At 67.5% G+C, this 22274-nt stretch carries 12 protein-coding genes; 3 read left to right on the plus strand and 9 right to left on the minus strand.

All coding sequences use genetic code 11. The features are described 5' to 3' along the window. Positions 1-545 precede the first annotated feature (545 nt). A complete protein-coding gene (locus tag ACFV5H_RS26740) occupies positions 546-2132 on the minus strand; it encodes a sigma-70 family RNA polymerase sigma factor (protein WP_385197588.1) in 1587 nt (528 codons plus the stop codon). Between the two features lie 373 nt (positions 2133-2505). Between ACFV5H_RS26740 and ACFV5H_RS26745 the strand changes: the two genes are divergently transcribed. Together ACFV5H_RS26745 and ACFV5H_RS26750 are read left to right on the plus strand one after the other, a co-directional pair. After that, a complete protein-coding gene (locus ACFV5H_RS26745) occupies positions 2506-4503 on the plus strand; it encodes a hypothetical protein (protein WP_385197589.1) in 1998 nt (665 codons plus the stop codon). A 166-nt stretch (positions 4504-4669) separates the two neighbouring features. Continuing rightward, the gene (locus ACFV5H_RS26750) at positions 4670-6529 is read left to right on the plus strand and encodes a DUF1566 domain-containing protein (protein ID WP_385197591.1); all 1860 of its coding nucleotides are present in this window, start codon (positions 4670-4672) and stop codon (positions 6527-6529) included. 49 nt (positions 6530-6578) lie between these two features. Here the strand turns inward: ACFV5H_RS26750 and ACFV5H_RS26755 are convergent, their stop codons facing one another. The 6 genes from ACFV5H_RS26755 to ACFV5H_RS26780 all read right to left on the minus strand — a co-directional run bounded on the left by ACFV5H_RS26755 (position 6579) and on the right by ACFV5H_RS26780 (position 15841). Further along, positions 6579-7904 (minus strand): SGNH/GDSL hydrolase family protein, encoded by a 1326-nt coding sequence (locus tag ACFV5H_RS26755; RefSeq protein ID WP_385197593.1) that lies wholly within the window; start codon positions 7902-7904, stop codon positions 6579-6581. Positions 7905-8370: 466 nt separating this feature from the next. Further along, positions 8371-9942 (minus strand): glycoside hydrolase family 31 protein, encoded by a 1572-nt coding sequence (locus tag ACFV5H_RS26760; RefSeq protein ID WP_385197595.1) that lies wholly within the window; start codon positions 9940-9942, stop codon positions 8371-8373. After that, positions 9939-10766, minus strand: coding sequence for a carbohydrate ABC transporter permease (locus tag ACFV5H_RS26765; RefSeq protein WP_385197597.1), 828 nt, complete (start codon positions 10764-10766; stop codon positions 9939-9941). Before ACFV5H_RS26765 ends, ACFV5H_RS26760 begins: the two co-directional genes overlap by 4 nt. Continuing rightward, a complete protein-coding gene (locus tag ACFV5H_RS26770; RefSeq protein WP_385197598.1) occupies positions 10763-11689 on the minus strand; it encodes a carbohydrate ABC transporter permease in 927 nt (308 codons plus the stop codon). The genes ACFV5H_RS26765 and ACFV5H_RS26770 overlap by 4 nt, the downstream gene beginning before the upstream one ends. Positions 11690-11759: 70 nt before the next feature. Further along, on the minus strand, positions 11760-13076 hold the full coding sequence (locus ACFV5H_RS26775) for an ABC transporter substrate-binding protein (RefSeq protein ID WP_385197600.1): 1317 nt from the start codon (positions 13074-13076) through the stop codon (positions 11760-11762). Beyond that, entirely contained in the window at positions 13073-15841 is a 2769-nt protein-coding gene (locus ACFV5H_RS26780) for a family 78 glycoside hydrolase catalytic domain (protein ID WP_385197602.1), read from the minus strand. The genes ACFV5H_RS26775 and ACFV5H_RS26780 overlap by 4 nt, the downstream gene beginning before the upstream one ends. A gap of 614 nt (positions 15842-16455) precedes the next feature. On the opposite strand from ACFV5H_RS26780, the gene ACFV5H_RS26785 reads away from it, so the two are divergent. Next, positions 16456-17484 carry a LacI family DNA-binding transcriptional regulator gene (locus ACFV5H_RS26785; RefSeq protein WP_385197603.1) on the plus strand — a complete coding sequence of 343 codons (1029 nt, stop codon included), beginning with the start codon at positions 16456-16458 and terminating at the stop codon, positions 17482-17484. Positions 17485-18174: 690 nt separating this feature from the next. Here the strand turns inward: ACFV5H_RS26785 and ACFV5H_RS26790 are convergent. Together ACFV5H_RS26790 and ACFV5H_RS26795 are read right to left on the minus strand one after the other, a co-directional pair. Next, positions 18175-19056, minus strand: a complete 882-nt coding sequence (locus ACFV5H_RS26790) for an alpha/beta hydrolase fold domain-containing protein (protein WP_385197605.1) — start codon at positions 19054-19056, stop codon at positions 18175-18177. Positions 19057-19313: 257 nt separating this feature from the next. Continuing rightward, the gene (locus tag ACFV5H_RS26795) at positions 19314-21641 is read right to left on the minus strand and encodes a glycoside hydrolase family 28 protein (RefSeq protein WP_385197607.1); all 2328 of its coding nucleotides are present in this window, start codon (positions 21639-21641) and stop codon (positions 19314-19316) included. Between the last annotated feature and the right edge of the window lie 633 nt (positions 21642-22274).

Raw genomic sequence — 22274 nt, forward strand, 5'->3', positions numbered from 1 at the left:
CACCACTCCTCCCGGCCTGACTCAACGAGCCAGACCCCTGAAGGGGGTCAACTTTCAAGCGTCGCCGCTGGTCCACTTTTCAGCCGTCGCCGACACTCAGGATCACGGACTTCGAGTGTTCTCGACACTCCGTGCTGACGGTTCATGTCACCGGATCGGTGGCCAAGTTGAAGAAGCTCATGGAGTCTCAGGGCAGAGCAGGGATCGTGCAGCGATGACGACACATCTGGTCCGCGGGTTCGGGGAGCGAGACCCAGCGTCAACGACGAGAATCGGCGCCCCGGGAAGCTTGCCCGCAAGCAGCTGCGCACCACCCACGCTGCCAGCGCCAGTGGTGAAGACGGTGCGTTCGCGCAGTGCCCCGCCCAGTGCCGTCGTGCCGTCGGCATGAACGAGTCGTCGGCTCCCTGGATGATGCCCTGGCCGACGATGGGGGTGAGTGCGGACCGGGGCCGGAGAACCCGCGCGCCGGCAGCGGCACGGCATACGAGAGGTTCCCCGTCCGCGGCCGCGCCACCGCGAGCACTTGCCGGGCCAAGCACCGCTCATGGTGCGACGAACTGGAACGATGTACTACTCCCGTACGACGGGTCCGCGTTCTGCGAAGGCTCGAGCCACAGTTCACCGTCGTCGCGGTAACGCAGGTGGGAGAGCGGGCTGTTGAAGGCGAACAAGGCCTTGGTGCCGGCTATCGCTCCCTTGCGGAGGCAGAAGGTGGCGTCGGCGCGAAAGAGGGCGCTGTTGTCGTTGGCGCCGAGTTCGACGGCGCCCTCGTGATAGCCCGTGTGACGCAGGTATGAACCGTTTGCGTGCCGGAACGAGTAGCAGCCGGTGCCCATCAGCCCTGGTGTGACGGTGAAGATCAGTTGGCGCGCGGTGAGCGACGCCGCGTCGGGCGCCTTGACCATGACCGCCTGCCCCTCGCTGATGCCGATGTACTTGTTCGGCTGGGCGGCGGCCCGCAGCGCGTGCGGGCCCAGCACGCCTGACACTGACGGGGAGGGGGAAGCCGTGGTGGGTGCGGTGGTGGGGCTCGCGGACGGCGTCGTACTGGCGGCGGAGGGCTGCGGCGAGGACGGGGAGGGCGTGGGCGGCGCCGGTGCCGCGACCGCCGATCTGGCGGGAGTGGCCACTGGCGTGCGGGAATCCGACGGGCCGGCGAACCCGTACCAGAGGCCCGCGCCGGACAGCACCAGGATGCTGGATGCCACCACCGCCATTGGCGCGTTCGTGAGGCGGGCGAGGGTTTGTCCTGCCTGCCCGGCGACCGTGGAGGGGCTGGAGCCGGTTGTCGTGGCGGAGCTCGCCGCGCCGCCGGATCCGGTCAAGGTGCCCAGGATCAGCTGGGCCGACATGCCCAGGGGCAGCGGGACCAGGGCGAGGCCGCCGAGCAGCCCTTCTACAGGGATCATGCGGTCGGAGGCGCGGGCGCAGACGGGGCAGTCGCGGACATGGCGGCTGAGCCGCTTGCGCCAGCGAGCGCTGGGACGGCCGTCCCAGGTCGGCAGAGACTGCGCCAACTCCGGGCAGCGGGGCTTGGCTGCGAGGGCGCGCAGTACCGAACGGGCCGATTGCAGGCGTTCCTTGACACGCCCCACGCGGACGGCGGCCTGGTGTGGGTCGAGTCCGTCGGCGGCGGCCCAGTCGCTGCGGGTGAGCTGGCCGGCGGCCTCCATCCACCACAGGGACAGGGTTTCCCGGTCGGCTTCTTCCAGCCAGCGCGTGGCTTCCACCGCTTCGCGGCGCTGCCCGGACAGCTCCAGCCGGAGGATGGTGAGGTCGGCGAAGTCGGCCTGCGGGTCCGCCTGCGCGACGGTGTCGTCGGGAAGTCCGGGCTGGGGCCGCGTGCGGCGGGCCTGGGCCCAGTCGCGTACCTGCCGTACGGCAATGGCGACGAGCCAGGAGCGGAAGCGGTCCGGCTCGCGCAGGGCGTGCAGGTTGTTGACCGCGCGCAGCAAGGTCTCCTGCACCACGTCGTCGACGTCCGCGTGGCCGTCCATCGCCCGTCCGACGATGTTGTAGACCAGCGGAAGATATGCGGCCACCAGGGAGTCCAGGGCCTGGCGGTCCCCGTCTGCGGCAGCCCTGACCTTGGCCGCGTCCGCCTGTATTTCCCCTTCGCGCGTGCGCACGCGCGCCACCGTCCTTCCCCTCGCTCGGTGCGAGCAGTGACGGATGCGGCATCCGGGGTCCGGCCCGGGAGCGTCCGTCACGGCGAGACAGTGTGCCACCCGTGAATGTGGGCTCCGTGCGCGGAGGCTGCCGCACGACGGCGTTGTCGTGTTGCTCCGAAGGGGCCCGCGCTATGGGAACGGGACCGATGAGGCTGGCCCCGCAGGGGCAGCAGCCGTGTGACCCAGATCACTTCTGAAGGTTTTAGAGATTTCTGAGACATCGGCTTCCCGCTGCGGTCTCCCATGCGTAAGGCCCCCGAACCGAGGTACCGCGCCGGGCTCACCCGAGTGATGCCCCGCGCCGTGCCCGAGAAGACAACAGGAGACTCCTGTGCACCCCAAGCACCGTCGCCGCAAGGCTGTCTGGTGGTCCATCGGCATGGGCTCAGCCGCTGTGGCTGCGTCCCTCGCGCTGCTCACCGACCTGTCGCCGCTGGGCATCGCTTCCCCCGGCCAGTCCGGTTCGGAGTCGACGGGGACGCCACGTCCGATGGAGGACCTCGGCCGCGGCGTGGTCGCCGTCCGCAGCGGTGCGACGGACGTCCTTGTCTCCTGGCGGCTGCTGGGGCTGGACCCCGAAGACATCGGCTTCAACGTGTACCGCTCCATCGGGAAGGCGGGCGCTGTCACGAAGCTGAACCCGCAGGTGCTGACCAGGGGTACCAACTTCACCGACACCACCGCTGATCTCTCGTCGGACGTCACCTACCAAGTGCGGCCGGTTGTCAACGGTGAGGAACGGGAGGCCAGTTCGCCTTTCACGCTCGGCGCGAACCACGCCCAGGAGCCGGTCGTCCGCGTTCCGCTGCGCGACGGCGCCCCGATCAAGTTCGCCTGGGTCGGCGACCTCGACGGGGACGGGGAGTACGACTACGTCGTCGACCGGCAGACCGCCCCGCGCACTGTCGAGGCGTACCGCGGCGACGGCACCTTCCTGTGGTCCATGGACATGGGGCCGGCGGGAGCGAACGTGAACAACATCGAAGGCGGCGCCACGTCCGTGGACACCGGCCACTGGGACGGCATCACCGTCTACGACTTCGACGGCGACGGCCGGGCGGAGGTCGCCGCCCGCATCGCTAATGGCGTCACCTTCGGCGACGGCACCACCTTCGATGAGGGAGAGGATGGCGATCACCAGTTCATCGCGATGCTCGACGGTCTGACCGGCGCCCCGCGCGCCACGGCACCGGTGCCCGACGACTACCTGGCGGACGGGCCTCTGGCCGCGCGCTTCGCCGTGGGCTACCTCGACGGCCACACCCCCACCCTGGTCGCCTACATGAAGAACCGCATCGGCCAGCGCGGCTCCTTCAACCTCATGTACACGGCCTGGACCTTCGACGGGTCCACCGTCGAGCGCAAGTGGAAGTGGCTGCGCGGCGACCAGGAAGCGTGGGACGGGCACAACACCCGGGTCATCGACGTCGACGGCGACGGGAAGGACGAGATCGCCGAGGTCGGCTTCGTCCTCAACGGCGACGGCACGCTGCGCTACAGCCTGGCCGACCAGGGCGTCCTGCACGGTGACCGCTTTTACATCGCCGACATGGATCCCGAACGGCCGGGTCTCGAGGGCTACGGAATCCAGCAGTACAACCCGAGCGGACTGCGCGAGTTCTACTACGACGCCTCCACCGGGAAGATGATCTGGAAGCACAGCGCGGACGAGATCGTCGACGTCGGCCGCGGCCTGGTAGGCGACATCGACCCCGACGCTGCCGGCATGGAGGCCTGGTCCTTCTCCGGCCTGTACAACGCCGGCTCCGACGACCTGCTGGTCAAGGACACCGACAAGGCACCCTGGCCGGCCCTGGGCATCTGGTGGGACGGCGACACCAGCATGGAACTACTCAACGACGCCAAGATCGAGAAGTGGAACCCCGACGCCCCGAGCAGCAGACGCGGCCTGCCGCGTCTGCTGACGGCCTGGAAGTACGGGGCGAAGGGCTTCGGCTCACTCAACACCCCCGCGCTGGTGGCCGACATCTTCGGTGACTGGCGTGAGGAAGCGGTGTACACGAACAACGACAACAACGAGCTGATCATCTTCACCACGGACCGGCCGACTGACACCCGGCTCTACACCCTCGCGCACAACCCTGCCTACCGGGCTGACATGACGGTCAAGGGGTACATCCAGTCCCACGAGGTCGACTACTACCTGGGCAGCGGCATGTCCCAGCCGCCCCGCCCGGACATCACGTACGTCGGCGACGCCGACAAGAGCGCCACGCCCAGCGAGAGCGCCACGCCCACCCCCCGGGGCCGCAACCACGACGAGGGCCGGCACGGAAGCGAACGGCACGGACGCCGCGAGGACTCCTGAAGACCCGCCGGGTCCGCGGCGTCCCAGGGTCGGCGCCGCGGACCCGGCGTCCCAGCATCACAGCCCCCTCCACGACAGCCCCGGTACAAGCAGACAAGGCAGCAGGGACATGGCAGAGATACATGAGGAAGAGCGGAAACTTGTCGCAGCCGCGCGGCAAGGCGACGTGCGGGCTCGGGAAGCGCTGGCACGGCGTCTGCTGCCGTTCGTCTACAACGTCGTGGGTCGCGCGCTGGCGCGGCACGCCCGAGTCGACCACTGCGTGGAAGAGGCTGTGCTGGAGGCCCTTCGCAGGCTCCCGCGTGCGGGTGCCGAACGTGAATTGCGCAACGGCGCGGCCCGGCGGGCACTGAGCGCGGCAGTGAAGCCTTCGGCCGAGCAGTTCGGCGGGCAGGAGCCTTTGGTGGATTTCGCCGAGTCGCACTGTCTGCGGCAGCACCTGTCCGGGGAGCGACGCGAACTGGTACACGCCGGACACTGGCTGGATGAGGACGACCGGGTCGTCTGGTCGCTGTGGTGGCTTGAGGCGATGGGTGAGATGACCCGCCCCGACCTGATGAGCGTGCTGGGCCTGTCCGCCGCGGACACCGAGACCGGCGTCCACCGCGTGCTCGGCCATGTGGCGACCGCGCGTGCAGTCGTGGGCGCTCTCACCGTGTCCCGGTGCGACAATCTGGCCTGGTGCACGGCCGAGTGGGACGGTCGTCCTTCTCCGGAGTGGCGTGAGCGGATCGCCGCCCATGTGCAGCAGTGCGCGGACTGCTTCGTCCTCACCGTCGGCCGCACGGCGCCCGATGTGCTGGTGGCGGACGAGAACCTCGTGCCTGTTCCGTCGTCCCTTGTCGACTCCGTCGTCACCGCGTTGGACCAGGAGCGGCAGAACAGGCTGACCGCCCGGCACCGTGCCGCCCGCGCCGATCCGACGGCCCGCAGGACCACGCTGCTGGCAGCCGGCCTCGCCGCCGCCATGATCGGCGCTCTCGGGGCCGCCTACACGGTGGTGCCGGATGAGAGTGGCGGCGCCGTCGAGCAGGCCGCTGTGACGTCTGCGGGCCCCTCCTCCCCCGCCACCGTCGCCTCCTCCGCCTCGCCTTCTTCCGCCCCGTCGTCGGCGAGGCCGACGACGAGCAAGAAGGCGGCCCCGAAGAAGACCGCCGAGGCGTCTTCGCCTGCGGAGCGCCCACCGACCGCCACGGTGCGCGCCGGCTGCGGCACCGCGCTGGCCGGCGGGTGGGCGGACTGGCCGATGCCGGGCAGCGCGAACGGCGTGCACGCGGCGAGTTACACCGACCTCGGCGACGGCACGGTACGCGACGACGTCACCTGTCTGGTGTGGCAGCGCACGCCTGCACCCGACACCTACACCTTCAGCGAAGCACGCTCCTACTGTGCCGGGCTCGACCTCGGCGGACGCGGCTGGCACGTGCCCTCCCGGATCGAGCTGATGTCCCTGGTGGACACCACGCGCTCCGGCCCGGCCATCGACACCTCGGCCTTCCCCGGCACTCCGCCCACCTTCTTCTGGACGTCCTCCGCCTGGGCCGTGCCGAAAACTCCTCTGCGTGCCTGGATCATCAACTTCTACGAGGGTTTGAGCAGCAACGCCGCCTACCAGTCAGGCTCCTCCGCCGTACGCTGCGTTCGCGGCGGCGGTGGAGATGGCCGTCCCTCGTACCGGATCTCGGCAGGGCAGGTCACCGACCTGGCCACCGGTCTGACCTGGCAGCGGGCGACCGCGCCGGGCACCATGAGCGCCACCGGAGCTGACGACTACTGCTCCGCTCTCTCCCTGGGCGGTCGCACCTGGCGGCTGCCCACATCGAAGGAGCTCGCCACCCTGGTCGATGACGGCCGTGTCACCCCGGCCATCGACCTCGAGGCCTTCCCGGACACCCCGCGCACTGGCGCGTACTGGTCCTCCAGTGTCTTCGCCCCGGACCGTTCCCAGCGGTGGTTCCTCAGCTACAACGACGGCATCACCAGCCACCGTCCCCTTGCAGGGGCTTACGTCCGCTGCGTCAGCTGAGAGCACAGCGGGCGGGCCGTCCTCCTTCCGGAGGGCGGCCCGCCCCTGGTCAGGAGCCGGCCAGTTCGGCCAGCTTCGCGGTGAGCACGGGAACATAGAACTGCGTGATGCCGGCTATGTTCGGATGGGTCCCGCTCCCGTTGCTGCCCGGGTAGCCGTTGGCCAGGTTGTCGAAGCTGTAGGCGGACGCCTGCGCATCGTCCCTGCCGTCGAAGGTGGTGTCACCGTGGACATCGGCAACGGCGATTCCCCACTTCTGCGCCGCTTCCAAGGTCACCTCACGCAGCGCGATCCGGGTGTCCCACTCCAGTTCGTCGCCGAGCTTGTGGACGGCCACGAACACGATCTGTGCGGTGGGCCACTTGTGCTTCATCGTGTAGATGAGGTTTTCCAGTGCGCCGGTGTATGTGGTGGTGTCGAAGTCGGCCGGGTCGGTGGAACTGCTCAGCGCTCCCAGCGTGTAGGCCTGGTCGACGTACATCAGTCGGGCGTCGTTGGTTCCTCCGTCGAAGACGACGTAGTCCGGGGCAACGGACGACGCGTAGTTCACCTGGGTGATGACCTGGTTGCTGGAGGGGCCGATCGAGGCCCCGTTCTTCGCTCGATCGCTCAGCACCATTCCCTCACGTTCGGCGACGAAGTCGATGAAGCCGCGTGCGTACCTGTGACCGTGGACGATGCTGTCTCCGAGGGCGTACACCGTCGATCCGGCCAAAGCTCCCCTGGCTTCGGTGCCGGGACGTTGGATCCGGAAGTTGTCGATCGACTGCGCCCCGAGGCTGTAGTAGTCACAGGCCACCATCCGGGACAGGCCGGTCGCGGTGGTTGCTGCCGTCGCCGAGACCACCACCCTGGGCGAGGACGCTTTGCTGGTGATCGTGTACTGGACCGTGCCGACCGTGAAGTCCATGTGCAGGTCGATCGTGTACCACTGGGTTGCATCGAAATCCACGAGGGCCCATGTGGGATTGAGGCTGGCCGGGGCGGCGGTGGAATCCGAGACCGGTCCCACCGTGGCGTACCGCAGTTGGGTGGAGCTCGCGGCGATCGCGAAGACGAGGTTGCCTGCGTTGTCACGCAGTTCGATACCTGTGTTGCGGCCGCTGTTGGCGACAGCCGTCTTCCAGTCGAAGCTGAGGTCGAGTGTCCGCTCGGTGCTGATGGCGGAGGAGAAGGACTTCACGGATGTCGTGTAGCTCCTCGAATGCGGGGTGAGGTTGAGTACCCCGTCTGCTATGCCGGCTTCGGTGGGGAAGCCGAAGTTCGCGGGATCGGTCTGCGCGTCGAATGTCTCGCTGAGAAGAGTCACAGCGTCGGGGACCGCGGCCACAGCGGCCGGTGGAGCGGCGAGGGCTGCCAGCAGTGCGAAGCTCACGGTGGCCACCGCGGTCCTCAACCGGGCCCAGGAGGGTCTTCTTTGCGTCCGGTGCACTTGATCTCCCTTGATCTCGTGGGTTTCTACCGGCTCCGCCACGAGGTGAGCGGAGCCGGAGGCATGATCCGTTCACATAAGGTCACGACCTCACGGCAGACGCCTTCGGTCCATGGGCCCGTCGGCGCCGCCCGCGGCTTCGCTGCTCGCTCCGCCGTGTGACCGCCTGCAGGCCGGAGATTCCCGGTGATGTCCTCGTCGTCAGCACCAGGTGGCTGACCGGGAGACCGGCCTCCTGTGCCCGTATCGGAACGCCGTGGCGCCCTGGGGCGCGTGACGGGCGGGACAGTGCGACTGGCCGGGGGAAAGGGCACGGCCGGCTTCCCTTCTCACTGGAGAGAGTTCGACTTGCGGGTCCTCGCCCGGCCGTTGGGACGGGCGAGGCGGTGCACGGGCGCATGGAGCGCGGTCAGGCCCGGAAGAGGAGGGGAATGCTGTGCAGGGTGACCGGCACGTCGACCACGGCCGGGCCGCGGGTGACGTGTCCGTCCGCGTCGGCCCAGTCGCCGTCGGGGACGACAACCTGGCGCTTGGTGGCGCCCGCGTCGAGCACGGGGGCGACCATGACGTCGAGGCCGAGGAGGAACTGGTCGGTCACCTCGGCCGACTCGCTGTGGTGGTAGGCGAGCGGACGCAGAATCGGCTCACCGGTCGTGGCGGCCTGGTCGATGAGGGTCTCCAGCAGCGGCCACAGTTCCTCTCGTGCCTTGAGTGCCTGGAGAACGGCGTCTCGGTGCTCTTCGTCCAGGACCCGGTCGGGCAGGGCCAAGAACTGCATCATCGGTGCCATCGTGGCCAGTTGCGCGTAGCGGACGTAGAGCTCCTGGTCGACGCCGCCGGCGGACACGGCGTTGATCTCACCGCCGCCGATCATGTCCGGGCAGGCATAGGGGTACCCGAGGAGCCCTTGCGCGACGAGTTCGGGGATGAGGGAGCGCAGTCCGTCCTCGCCCCAGGTGGGCGGCTTGTCCCGAAGACGCTGGGCGAGCGGGGCGCCGCCAAGTCCCCAGCAGGCGCGCAGTTCGTTGAAGGGATGGTCGAGCCCGATCTCGGCCCAGCGCCGGCAGTGGTCGACCGGTGTGGTCGGGGCATGGGTGACGTCGTCGTCGCTGTAGGCCCATAGGTCGCCGCCGTCCAGCTTGAACCCGTCGACGCCGGTTTCCCGGCGCAGGTCGTCGAGGCGGTCTTTCAGCCAGGTCACCGTGTCCGGTTGGGTGAGGTCCAGCACCGCGCTGTAGCCGTTCCACCATCGCTGGAGCTTGGTGGTGCCGTCTTTGGTGCGGACCAGCATCCGGCGGCTCTCCAGCTCGCGGAAGACCGCTGTGTCCGGGCTGACGAAGGGAACCACCCAGAGCATGACGGCGAACCCGGCCTCGTGCAGTCGGCTGACCATGGCGGCCGGGTAGGGGAACCGTGCCTGGTCGAACGTCCAGGTGCCGTAGGCGGGCGACCAGGAGTCGTCGATCATGATGACGCCCGGTGGCATTCCGAGGGCCTGGATGCGGTGCGCGTACTCGGTGACCGAGTGCTGGGTGGGTGTGTAGGGGTTGTCGATCCACGTGTTGTACTGCGGGGCGCTGAACAGCTTGCGGGCGGGGGCGCTCCCGGTCGGCTGGAACCATTGGGCGCTCGCGGCGAGATAGGCCTCGCGCAGGCCGGTTCCCGTCCGCGCCACCGTGATGTCCTGGCCGTCCAGCCGCAGCCGGGTGTCGTCGACCTCGAACGAGAAGGGGTGGGGCGACCATACGAGGCGTCCGTGCGAGGAGAGCAGCAGCGGCGCACTCTGGTTCCCGCCGAAGGGGTCGCCCAGCGGTCCGGCGGAGTGCGCGAGATCGCGGCGGTGGGGCTGCCGTCCGAACGGCATGAGGGTGCCGTCGGCTACGGCGCCGCCCCACCACCGCTCTGCGGGCAGCAGGCGAATGTCGTGCCGGTCGGCGACGGACTCCGACACGAGGGTGGTGTCTGCGGCGGGGCTGGTCATCCCTTCACCGATCCGGCGGCCATGCCTTCGACGATCTTGCGGTTGAAGAAGATGAACATGATCAGCGGCGGGATGGTGACCAGCAGGATGTCGGTGAACAGGAGGTTGTACTCGGTGAGGTACTGGCTCTGGAAGTTGAACAAGGTGAGCTGGACGGTGGGGTACTGGTCGCCGGGCAGGAAGTAGAGCGGGTTGGCGAAGTCGTTGTAGATGGTGACGGTCTGCAGCACGATCACGGTGACGATGACCGAGCGCAGGATCGGGAAGATGACCTGGAAGAAGGTGCGCAGCGGGCCTGCGCCGTCGAGCATGGCGGCCTGGTCCAGTTCGAGGGGCACGGTGGCGATGAAGGCGCGGAAGAGCAGGATGGAGAAGGGCAGTCCGTAGGCGACCTCGACCAGGATCAGGCCCTGGATCGTCTTGAACAGGTGCATCTCCTGGAGCACCCAGATGGTGGTGACGACGGCGGGCGGCACGATGAGGCCGGACAGCACCACGAGGTTGACGACCCAGTTCCAGCGGCTGCGGCGGCGCTGCCAGACGTAGGCGACCATCGCGCCGAGCACGACGATGACCGCCACGGACACGACGGTGAGCAGGATGCTGTTCACGAAGGCCCGGATCAGCATGTAGTCGCGGCTGGCGACGACCGTCTTCAGGTTCTGCCACAGCACGAAGTCGGTGGGCCAGGAGAAGTCCAGCGTGGCGGAGTCCTGGGCGGTCTTGCTCGCGGTCACGGCGATGAACGCGAACGGGACGAGGAAGAACGCCCCGCTCACGACGATGGCGGCCAGACCGGCGCTGATGGACTTGATGCGGTTCACGACTCCACCTCACCGCGGTTCAGGTACCACGACAGCGGGACCGCCAGCGCGGTCACAACGAGGAACAGCACGACGTTGCCGGCTGCGGACAGGCCGAAGAAGCCTGCCTGGTACTGCTTGTAGATCACCGAGGAGATGACGTCCGAGGTGAATCCGGGACCGCCCTTGGTCATCGCCCAGATGAGGTCGAACGACCGCAGGCCGCCGATGAACGACAGCAGGATCACGGTGCTCGTCGCCGGCTTCAGCAGAGGCAGGGTGACATGGCGGAAGGTGTGCCAGGCCGACGCACCGTCCACCCGCGCGGCCTCCTTGTACTCGGCGGGGATGGAGACCAGGCCGGCGATATAGATGACGGTGGCCAGGCCCACGCCCTTCCACACGTCGACGAACGCGACGGAGACCAGTGCCCAGCTCGGGTCGACGAGCCATGCCGGACCGTCGACGCCGACACTGCCGAGGAAGTTGTTGACCAGACCCTTCTCAGGGTTGAGCAGGACGGTGAAGGCGAGACCGATACCGATTGTGCTGACCAACGTGGGAAAGAAGATCACCGACCGCAGATAGCCGCGCGCGAAGATCGCTGAGGTGAGCACCATGGCGATGGCGAGACCCAGCACGACCTTCAGCGTGCAAGTGATCAGCGCATAGATGACGGTGTTCTTCAGGCCGATCGAGAATTCCTGCTGGTCGAAGAACGTGCGGAAGTTGTCCAGGCCCACCCACTCCGAGGTGAACAGGTCCCACCTGGTGAAGGCGAAGTAGAACGACAGCAGCGTGGGGACCAGGAAGAACCCGATGTAGATGACGGCCGGGACGAGATAGAACCAGGTCGGATAGGGGCTTGCCGTCCGTCGGGCCCTTTTCCTCGACGGCGGGGACGCCGTCTCACGGACGGCGGGGCTTGACAGGGTCTGTGTCATGAGGGTGAGGGGCCTTTCGGGGGGCGCGCTGCCGGCCCGGGAGGGCGGGCCAGCAGCGGCGGACGGTGGGTCAGGAAGACCAGTTCAGGCCGAGCTGGTCGGCCTGCTTGCGGACGTCCTTGTCGTAGTCCTCGGCCCCCTGCTGCGCAGACTCGATGCCGGAGCCGACCTGGATGCAGATCTGCTCCAGGTTCGGGCCCTTGACGGGCGAGCTGAATTCCAGAGCGAGGGACGCCTTGCCGGACGTGATGTAGCTCTGGGTGTCCTTGGCGACCTGGCTGGCGTCGTCCGGGAGGGAACAGGCCTTGACCATGTACGGGCCGGTCGGCGCAACGTCCTTGGTGAGAGCCTCACAGCCCTGCTTGGAGGCGACGAATGCCTGGAACTTCCGTGCAGCCTCGAGCTTGGCGCCCTTGACTGTCTTGGGGATGAGCAGAGCGCTGGGCGCCCACATGGTCAGGCCGAAGGACGCGGCGTCGGTGCCGGGGATGGGGAAGATGCCGACGTCGCCTGCCTGGTCGGGGGCGACCGTGGCCAGGGCGGAGGCCGAGGCGCCCACCATCGGGAACTGCACGCCCTTGCCTTCCGCCAGCATCTTCAGGCCGTCGTTGAGCGTGGCGGAGCGGTAGTCCGAGTTGAGGTAACCGGCCTTGTTGAGGTCCTCGATGTGCTGGAACCCGGCCAGGGCGGCCTTGTTGGTGGCGTACTTGACCTTGCCGTCCGTGTAGTTGGTCGCGAAGTCGGGTTCCGCGGCTTCCACGTTGTGGTAGTCGCCGAGGACCATGACCTGGGAGGTCCAGGTCTCGCCGTAGGTCTGGATGACCGGGGCCAGGCCCTCCTTCTTGATCTTGGCGTTGTTCGCCATGAACTCGGACCAGGTCTTCGGGATCTCCAGGCCGAGCTTGTCGTAGACCTTGGTGTTGTAGAGGATCCCGCCGCCCGAGGCGAGGCCGAAGGGCACGCCGTAGAGCTTGCCACTGCTGGTCGCGGCGGTCACAAAGTTGTCGGCGAGGGCCGACTCGACGCTCGCGTCCTCGATCGGGAGCAGCGTATCCGTCGGCTTCAGAGCCTGCAGCAGCGATCCGGTGTTGTAGGTGAAGAGGTCCGCCATGTCGCCGGTGGACAGCTTCGTCTTAACCGCGTTGTCGCCTTCGGACCCGGCGGGGCGAGTCTGGACGTCGATGTTGATGTCCGGGTTGGCGGCCTTGAAGGCCGCGATCTCGGCCTTGGCCATGGCCATCTCGCCAGCGTCGTTACCGATCAGGAAGGTCAGCGAACTCCCGTCGCTGTCGCTGCTGCCGGAGGGCGAGGCGCAGCCGGCGAGGAGGCCGGAGGCGAGAGCCGAGACGGTCAACAGGGCAGCCGACCGCCGGAAGAGACGTGTCATGTGAGATCTCCTTGCAGGGTTCGTGCGAATGAAGGTGTGGAGGAGGTGGGAGTGGCGGCCGCTGACGTGGTGGGGCTGTGGTGCGAGCCGAGTAGAAGGTCGACGCCTTGACGCAGGGGTACCGCGTCGATGGCGTCGCGAGCGCCAAGGGCGCTGGTGAGGTCATGTGCTGGAGCGTTCAACCAGGGGGCCAGCTGGGCGGCGACACCCGCTTCGTCGGCGGGCCTGCCGGTCAGGTCGGCCACCAGAGCGACTAGTCCGTCCCAGAGGTCCTTGTCGTCCATGACATCGCGGATGGTGCGTACGGGCCTGGAGGGTGCTTCGGTGACAGGATCAGGCACACGCCAGGTGTGGGCGCCGTGTCCGACGGTGAAACTGTCCTCGGCGCCGGGGAGCCGGACCTCGGCTTCGGTTCCCACGGGGACGGTGGCGCTGACCTCCAGGTGACCCGCGGCACGCCGCCAGGCGACCGAGGCCGGCCCGTAGGGGGTGCGGTGGCATGCGGTGGCGTGGGTGAGTTCGGCGCAGGGCCGGGGTTCGATCAGGATGCGGCGGTAACCAGGCGCTGCGGGTGCCAGACCGGCCACTGTGCGGTGCAGCCAGTCGGCGATGGCGCCGAGGGCGTAGTGGTTGAAGGACGTCATCTCACCGGGGTTCACCCTGCCGTCCGGCAGCAGGCTGTCCCAGCGTTCCCAGATCGTGGTCGCACCCTGGGTGACGGGGTAGAGCCACGAGGGGCAGCCCGTCTGGAGAAGAAGGCGGTAGGCCACATCCACGTGGCCGCTTCGGGTGAGCGCGTCGGCGACGAGGGGGGTTCCCAAAAATCCGGTGGCGATGCGGAAACCGGAAGCCCGCACGAGGTCGGCGAGGCGTCGGCCGGCGGCCGCGAGCAGGTGCTCGTCGTCGAACAGATCCCACATGATGGCCATGGCGTAGGCGGTCTGGGACTCGCCGATGACACGCCCATCGGGGGTGATGTAGGCGCCTCGGAATGCGTGCCGTACCTCGGCCGCGACGCGGTCGTAGTGCTCGGCTTCGCGCACCAGGCCGATGACGGCGGCACTGTCGGCCAGCAGCCTGACCGCGTACGCGAGGTAGGCGGTGGCCACGACCTCTGGCGGGGTCTGGGCCTGCAACGGATTGTCGGCCGGTGCGGAGGGGTCGAGCCAGTCCCCGAACTGGAATCCGCCCTCCCACAGCCGTCCGGGCCCGGCGAGGGCCAGCACACGCTCAACCCAGCCGCGCATGCTGGGAAACTGCCGCCGAAGGATCTCGGTGTCTCCCGTGCGCTGGTAGAGGGTCCACGGCACGACCACGGCGGCGTCGCCCCAGCCCGCCGCGGCTGTCGTGTCGCCCCAGATGTCGGGCACGACCAGCGGCACTGAGCCGTCGGGCAGTTGTTCCGCGCTCAGGTCACGCAGCCAGGATGAAAGGAAGGCTGCGCAGTCGAACAGGAAGAGCGCAGCAGGGGCGAAGACCTGGATGTCTCCAGTCCAGCCGAGCCTCTCGTCACGCTGAGGGCAGTCGGTGGGGATGGATACGAAGTTTCCGCGGGTGCTCCAGACGATGTTCTCGTGCAGCCGCTCCAGCAGGGGGTGGGAGCAGCTGAACCAGCCCGTCTGCGGCAGGTCCGAGGCGAGTACCACGGCGTCCACGTCGTCGGCGGACACCTCGGGAAGTCCCTCGATCTGGGCGTAGCGGAACCCGTGGAACGTCAGAGATGGTTCGAGTTCACCGGCCGGGCCGGGCGGGGTGTGGAAGACGTCGGTCGCGCGGGCCGAGCGCAGGGGGCGTACGGCGAGTTCCCCGTTCTCCAGGACCTCGGCGTGGCGCAGGGTGACGGTGTTCTCCTCATGCGTCTCGCCGTGACGGATTCGCAGTCGGCCGGTGAGGTTCTGTCCGAAGTCGACCAGTCTGCTGCCGGACTCGCTCGTCCACAGCTGGCGTGCGGGCACCACCTGGACGGAGCGCACTGGGGCGCCTTCCTCGGGAACGAGCGTGCCGAGGTCGAAGTCGATGACTTCCACGGGGTGAATCGCCCCGTTCGTGGCGGTGGCGCGCAGGTCGGTGGTCTGGCCGTCGTACAGATCGGCCGCGAGGATTGCGCTGTCGCGCGCCTGCCAGGAGGAGTCGCTGGCGAGCACGAGGCTTGAGCCGTCCCCCAGGGTGATCTCCATTTGTGCGAGCAACGCCAACCGGTCGCCGTACAGGGCACGGCCGTCGGAGCCGAGTCGTCCGCGATACCAGCCGTCGCCCAGCAATACCGAAATGGTGTTCTCGCCGGGCTGGAGGAGGGAGGCGACGTCGAGAACGTGGTAGCGGAGCCGGTGGTGGTAGGAGGTCCAACCCGGGGCGAGCTCCAGGTCCCCGGCTCGCTGCCCGTTGACGAACGGAACGAAGACACCTCGGGCAGTGATGTAGAGCCGAGCGTCCACGGGTTGGGCGGGCAGGTGGATGCGTGATCCGAGAATCGGGGCCGGCTGCCCGGGCAGCCCTATGTCACGGGGGCTGATGAGTCTGGCGCTCCAGTCCGAGGCCCCGGCCAATCCGAATTCACCGTGGGCGGGCGGCCCCCAGGGTCCCCATCCCGTCTCGTCGCAGACTCGGACCCGGGCGCTGAACCGTTCACGCGAGCGCAGTGGGGTGGTCGGCCAGTCAACCAGCGTCTGGTGGGGCCCCTCGAATGAAAAGCTCTCGACGCTGCCCCGCCGCTCGATCTCGATCTCGTAGCCCACCTGCGTGTAGGAGTCGGGGGCATTGCTCACGATCCAGGACAGCCGCGGCGTGGGGCTGGTGACGATGGTCGGCCCCGCACCGGTCGCATGCTCGATTCGGGGCACATCAGGCGCGGGGGTGGGGGCAGCCGATACGGAAGTCGGCACCTGTGGCATGTACACGCAAATCCTTCTGTGGTGCAGAACGTTGCCCAGGAGTTTCCAGGTCGTGTGGAATGGTTTACGCGGCGGGACGCTAGACGGGCGGCACGACGTGCGTCAAGAGGTCGGAAACGGCGAGTTTTCGACCGGTGCCGCAAAAGACCTCAGCAGCGACCGAGCCAGAGGTCGCAGTGGGGCACCTGCCACCGGACACCGGACACCGGACTGCGCGGCGGTTCGGCTGCACGAAAACTGAGCTGTAGGAGCGGTCCACGGCTTACGCGGCGGCGGCGCCTTCCCGCACCTTGGCGAAGAGGGAGGTCACGCGAGACACTCCTCCAGATTCAGTCAGCCGCCCATACTCCCGCACCGGTGTGGAATAGTTTACGATGCACAGCACATCCAACGAGTTATCGAGCGGCCGGCCGCACACAACCCCTGACACTGGGGAGCCGAGAACTGGATCGTCGCTCTCGTCACAGGTTCGGAAACGGGAGGCGGAAGTGGCGTCAACGAGGCCACAGCGGACGACCATTGAAGACGTGGCCCGCCGCGCGGGGGTGTCGAAGTCCGCGGTCTCGAAGGTCCTCAACAACGCTTACGGCGTCAGCCCCGAGATGCTGGAGAAGGTCAACCGGGCCATCGAGGACCTCGACTACCGTCCCAAGGCGGGCGCACGCGCCATGCGGGGCCGCACCTACACCGTCGGGGTCCTGCTCGTGGACATCGGTTCCCCGTTCGCACCCATAATCGTCGAGGGGATCCAGGACGAGCTGGAACAGACCCCCTTCGAGGTCATACTCGCCGCAAGCACCAACGACGACCAACGCCAGCGCAGGTCGGTGGAGACCCTCATCGACCGCCAGGTCGACGGAGTCATCATGGTCGCGCCCGCGGTCGGCCAGGACTGGCTGGAGAAGATCGCCACGCAGGTGCCGACCATCGTCATCGCCCGGCACGGCGGTGGCCGCAACTACGACAGTGTCGTCGATGACGACATCGTCGGTGCCGGCCTGGTCGTCGAGCACCTCACCGCACTGGGGCACCAGTCCATCTGCCACATCGCCCCGCCTCCAGGACCCCTCAAGCGGCCTCAGATCCTCGCGCACGCCGCGCGGACCGAAGGGTACGTGGCGGCCATGCGCGACCGGGGACTCGAACCGGACGTCGTGTACACGTCGTTCACCGAGGACGGGGGCTACCAGGGCGCCCAGACTGCTTTGCGTCGGGCACAGAGGCCGACGGCCATCTTCGCGGGCGCCGACGTCGCTGCGCTCGGCGTGCTGCGCGCGGCCCACGAACTCGGTCTGCGCGTGCCGGAGGACCTCTCCGTGGTGGGCTATGACAACACCAGCGTCGGTGCCCTCCCCCAGATCGGGCTAACCTCCGTCGATCAGTCCGGCCGTATGACCGGGGCGACCAGCGCGCGGCTGCTCCACGAACGCATCTCGGGCCGGACCAAACCCGTCCTCTTTTCCATCACACCCACCCTCGTGCCACGCTCCACCACAGCAACGCACTCGGACAGCTAACGGGCCGGCCGTTTGACGGCGAGCCACCACCACGTGGAATCGGTCCCTCCCCCAGCAGGCGACACAAGCAGTCGTCGTGCTGGGTGCGCCTGTGCCACCGCCCGCAGAGCGATGCCAGCCCTCAGCCCGTAGGGCATGCGAGCCCGGGCCGCGCCCACCAGCGTGCTGTTGGGCGCGGCCCGTCAATGGAGATCCGCCAGTAAGCCAGCCAATCAAGCCTTTGGACGCCCCTCCGACGGGCTGACCACTACCGTCCGTCTGGCCGCGACGAAAGCTGCCGCCCGCTGCCCCTCCTCACCTCGGTACAGGGAAGTGGGACGGCGCATGCCGGTCCGACCACCCTGCCTGCCTGCGCTCACATTGCGTTGCCGCGCGGCAGGGCCGTCGCTGCCCTGTGGCTCTGGTGGCGACGTCCTCAGGTGCGACATGAAAGCGGGTCAGGAAGCCTCCGTGTCCAGGTGTCGTAGCCGTGGGCCAGAGTGTGGAGCTGTACCAGCAGCAGAGCCCGGGCAGAACGGTGCGGCCAGCCTTGGGCGAGGTCGAACAGCAGCGCCACCAGGTTCCCGCCTGCCCGGGCCATATCCGGGTCGTGCAGCAGCCTGTGTTCCCGGGCGAGAAAGACTTCGAGGCCGGTAGGCGCCCTCGGTGGCTGCGAGCCCAGTCATCAGTCCTAGACCCCGGCGGCCCCGTTCATGGTGTCACCTTCGCTTTCCAGTCCGGACCAGTTAGCGCCCGGGCCAGAAAACGCAGCGAATCCACCACCATCGGAGCGTCGGCATCAGCGTTGAGGTGCCCATGCGGAGCGCCAAGCGCGACAAGGGCAGTCACCGGCACGCCGACGGAATCCAGTTGGCGGTGGAGCAGTTCCCCCGACGGTCGGAGATCGTCGTACTGAGCAAGCAGCAGTGCGGTGGCCGGGAGAGCATCGAGCCGCGCCGCCCCGGGCAGGGCCAGCTGGGGCACATCTGTGATCCGGCCAACGTAGTCAGCGACCATGGATTCAACCAATGCCGGGGGAAACCTGGGCATTTCAGGCATTCTTGCGAGGGCCAGCATGGTGGCCTCGTCCAGCGCCGGGTTCGGGTAGTGGGCGAAGGGATAGGCCAGGAGGAGCTGGTGGGCGGGGAGGCCGTCGTCCCGGCCGCGGATGGCCGCACCCAGGGCGAGAGCGCCTCCGGCACTGGCACCGCCGACGGCCCGGACGGCGAGGTGTCCGTGACCGGGGTCCTCGCACAGCCAGCGCCATGCGGCGTACACGTCGTCCAGCGGCATCGGGTAGACGACGTCTGTCGAGGCGAGCTGGTAGTCGACAGAGACCACGAGCGCCTGGGCCCGCGCTGCGAGAGCGAGGCTTACGTCATGAGCTTCGGGCATGTCGAGCGAGCCGGCTCTGAAGCCTCCGCCGTGCATCCACAACAGGCCGGTACGCGGAGGCGCCGCAGGTCGGTACGACCGTACCGGCACCGGTCCGTGCGGACCGGGGACACAGTGGTCCTCCACCGTCACGGCCTTGTCTATCCCACCAGGAGCCCTGCCCGCGATGTCAGCGGGCAGGGTACGGATCGGCCCCATCCGATCAGTACTCACAGACAGCCGCCCCGGGCTCCATCTGTTCAACAGTCACGCACATCATTCACTCCGTACAGAAGGAATCTGAGTCCGTGAGGCGCCGCCGCACAGAGGACGACTGGCAAACAGACGCCAAGCGCCGCCTACGAGGTGCGGAATCATCCAACTCACGCTCATGAACGACAGGTTGTTGCTGGCCGAACGCCGGTCGCGGCCCCCTGCGGGTTCAAGGGGCCGCGCCGCGCTCGCCAGGCTCGTTTCTACTCGGTGTCCTCGGTAGCGACCTGGTAGACCATCGTGTTCATGTTGATTCCGTTGTAGAAGTTGACGGCCACGTAGTGCCGGTCGGTGTACCAGCTCTGGGAGTCGTCAAGAGTGATCGGACCGCTGACGAAGGACCCGTCGCTGTTCACCGTCACTGCGACCGCGGTGCTGGAGCGGTCGACGAAGACTCTGATCACGCCCCCGGTGAGAAACGTCGGATAGCGCGCGAGATCGATCTGGCCGGCTATGCGAAACGCCCCGGACGGAAGAGCGGTGATCGTGTTGGGCTGGGCGATCGATGAGGCAGTCAGGGGCATGCTCGTCCCGGCCTCGGTCTGAGCCACCGTTGTGTCCAGCAGGTTCAACGGCGTGGTGTCGTATCGGGTGGTGGCTCCGGTAGAGGGATTGATGTAGTTCACGTTCTGGACGACGAAGTTCTTGATGTTCTTGGTCTTGGAGAATCCGGCGGCCAGTGTGCTCGTGGTGTGGAAGACCGAGTTGCGGTAGTAGACGTTCTCGACGGGAGAACGCGCCGCGGCGCTGGAGAAGATGAAGGTGGTCTTGCCTGCCGTCATAGTCGATGCTGTGTCGACGTTGTCGATGTAGATGTTGCGGACCGTCGGGTTGAAGACATCGGCGTTCGGGATCGGGACGGTCTCGGGATAGTCGCTGTCGACGTTCACGAGTCCGTACGACGCCTTCTCCAAGGTACAGTCGCGCATGTAGATGTTCTCGACGACGCCCCCTCGGACGGCGTTGGTCTTCATCTTCAGAGCCATGACGAGTCCCGGGCCGCCAAAGACAGTGTCGTGAATGAAGACGTTGCGAATGCTGCCCGACATCTCGCTGCCCATGGAGATGGCGGAAGATCCTCCGCCGTCGTTGCGGTAGACGGAATCGCGGATGATGATGTTCTCGCTGGCAGCACGATGCTCGCGGCCGTTGACGTTACGGCCGGCCTTGATGGCGGCGCCGTCGTCGCTGGTGGTGACGGTGTTGTTCTCCATGACGACGTTTCGGCTGGATTCGGGGTCGATGCCGTCGTCGTTGTTCCAGCCCGTGCGTTCGTAATTCAGTGTCTTGTTGCTGTAGATGTCGAGATCTCTGATGAGAACGTTGGTGGAGCTGAGTGGGTGGACGATCCAGAACGGAGTGTTGCGGATCTTCACTCCTTCGATCAGTACGTCCGAGGAGTCGTTGGTCTCGATGAAGTTGGGGCGGAAGGTCGACTTCAGGGCCTTCGCTCCCTCCGGCGGTGCGACGTGGCGCACTGTATCGCCGTCCACGACCGGGATGGTGTCGGGGAGTTGGCCGTCGTCGGTGAAGATGCGTTCTTCGACAGGCAGGTCGTCGAAGTTCATCTGGTTGAGAATGCCGTTCTCGCCGTACGACGCGGTGGTACTGGTGTTCTCGACGGACGGCTCACCCCAGTAACCCTTCTTCCAGGGGCGCCAGTTCCACATGTCTTCCTGGCCGTCGAGGGTGCCACCGCCGGATATGGCGATGTCGTGCTGGTTCAGGGCGTAGACGAACGGCGAGTAGTTGTACAGGTCCGTGCCCTCGTAGCTCGTGGGCACAACCGGGTAGTACTCGTTGGTCTTGTTCCGCATGAACTTGACGACGGCACCGGTGTCGATGCGCAGGTTCACGTTGCTCAGCAGGTTGATCGCGCCGGAGTAGTAGGCGCCGTCGCTGTTGAGTGAGGCGCCAGCCGGAATCGCGACGATGCCGCCGCCCGCGTCATGGCAGTCCTTGATCGCGGCGTTGATGGCGTCGCCGTAGAACCAGACGTCCTGGGACGCGTAGACCAGCGGCGATGACGTCTGGGAGGCGACGCCCGCTTCGTTGCCCGTGGCGTAGGTTTCCGTCGCCACCCGGACCAGCGACTCGTACGTCGAACTGGTCACATCGCAGACGCGGTTGGGGAACACCGGGGTGTGGCTGTTGACCGTGCTGTCGGTCTTGTCGTACAGGGGGTGGTTCCAGTACACGCCGTCGCGCTTGCGCGCCTTGGTGTCGTGGATCGTCAGTTCGTAGCTGCCCGATGTGACACCGTCCTCGGCCACCACCTCCAGACGGTCACCGGCGCTCACCACGCCCTCGGTCTTCGCGGTGCCGGCGCTGTCGACGACGCTGCGCGTCTGCGCCGCCCCGTCGGGCGTGGTGATGTCACTGAGCAGCTCGGCCACGGTTGTGCCGGACCACACCTGGATGGTGCTGGTGCCCACGTTGTAGACGACGTGGTCCAGGGCACCCTTGGCCACCACCACGACGCCGGTGGACTGTACGCCGCTCCCCGCCGCTACGGCGGGCAGGGAGGTCACGGCGGAAAGGCAGCCTGCGGCCAGGCACGAAGCGACCAGCGCTCGGAGGAACCTGTGCGGGGGTCTCGGAAGGAACATGGGATGCGGCTCCGATAAGGGAACGAAGGGGAAAGCGGGAGTGGACGGCGCCAGGGACGGCTAACCGTGGAAGATGCACGGCGGGGAGAGGGGTGCCGTCGTCCGGTGGCCGGCACCAGGGCCAACACAACGCGGCCTACGGGACAGGCTCCACGGTGTCCCCGCCACCCGTAGCGTGGAACAGTGCACGCCTGCCCGCCGAATATGTGAGCACATTCGCGCAAGGTCAGACAAGACCTCTGCATCGCCCTGGCGGGGCGTGGTCGCCGCGCTCAACTCCGGGCTGCGCTCTTTTAAGCCTGTCCTCCACCGGACGTGGTCCAGAAAGCTGAGCAGTCTCCCTGACCCCGCCATGCAGAGTGTGCACGCACCTTGACACCAAAACGAACGGATCCATACAGTCGTAGCGTGGAACGGTACACGCCAACGCCGCCACGTGGTCTTCCGTGCAGGCCATCAGAAGCACCAGACGCCGAGGTTCGGTCACCCCGACCCGGCCGTCTGGAACTTCTCCTGAGTCTGACAGCTGCCCCCGATGCTCAGGGTCTGCGTATC

The organism is Streptomyces sp. NPDC059787, from assembly GCF_042732315.1.
GTDB classification, from domain to species: domain Bacteria; phylum Actinomycetota; class Actinomycetes; order Streptomycetales; family Streptomycetaceae; genus Streptomyces; species Streptomyces atrovirens.

What these genes read in the sequence shown, in the direction of transcription:
- ACFV5H_RS26760 (WP_385197595.1), bottom strand. Translation starts at nt 9,942, where the DNA reads ATGACCAGCCCCGCCGCAGACACCACCCTCGTGTCGGAGTCCGTCGCC.
- ACFV5H_RS26790 (WP_385197605.1), bottom strand. Translation starts at nt 19,056, where the DNA reads ATGGGGCCGATCCGTACCCTGCCCGCTGACATCGCGGGCAGGGCTCCT.
- ACFV5H_RS26775 (WP_385197600.1), bottom strand. Translation starts at nt 13,076, where the DNA reads ATGACACGTCTCTTCCGGCGGTCGGCTGCCCTGTTGACCGTCTCGGCT.
- ACFV5H_RS26770 (WP_385197598.1), bottom strand. Translation starts at nt 11,689, where the DNA reads ATGACACAGACCCTGTCAAGCCCCGCCGTCCGTGAGACGGCGTCCCCG.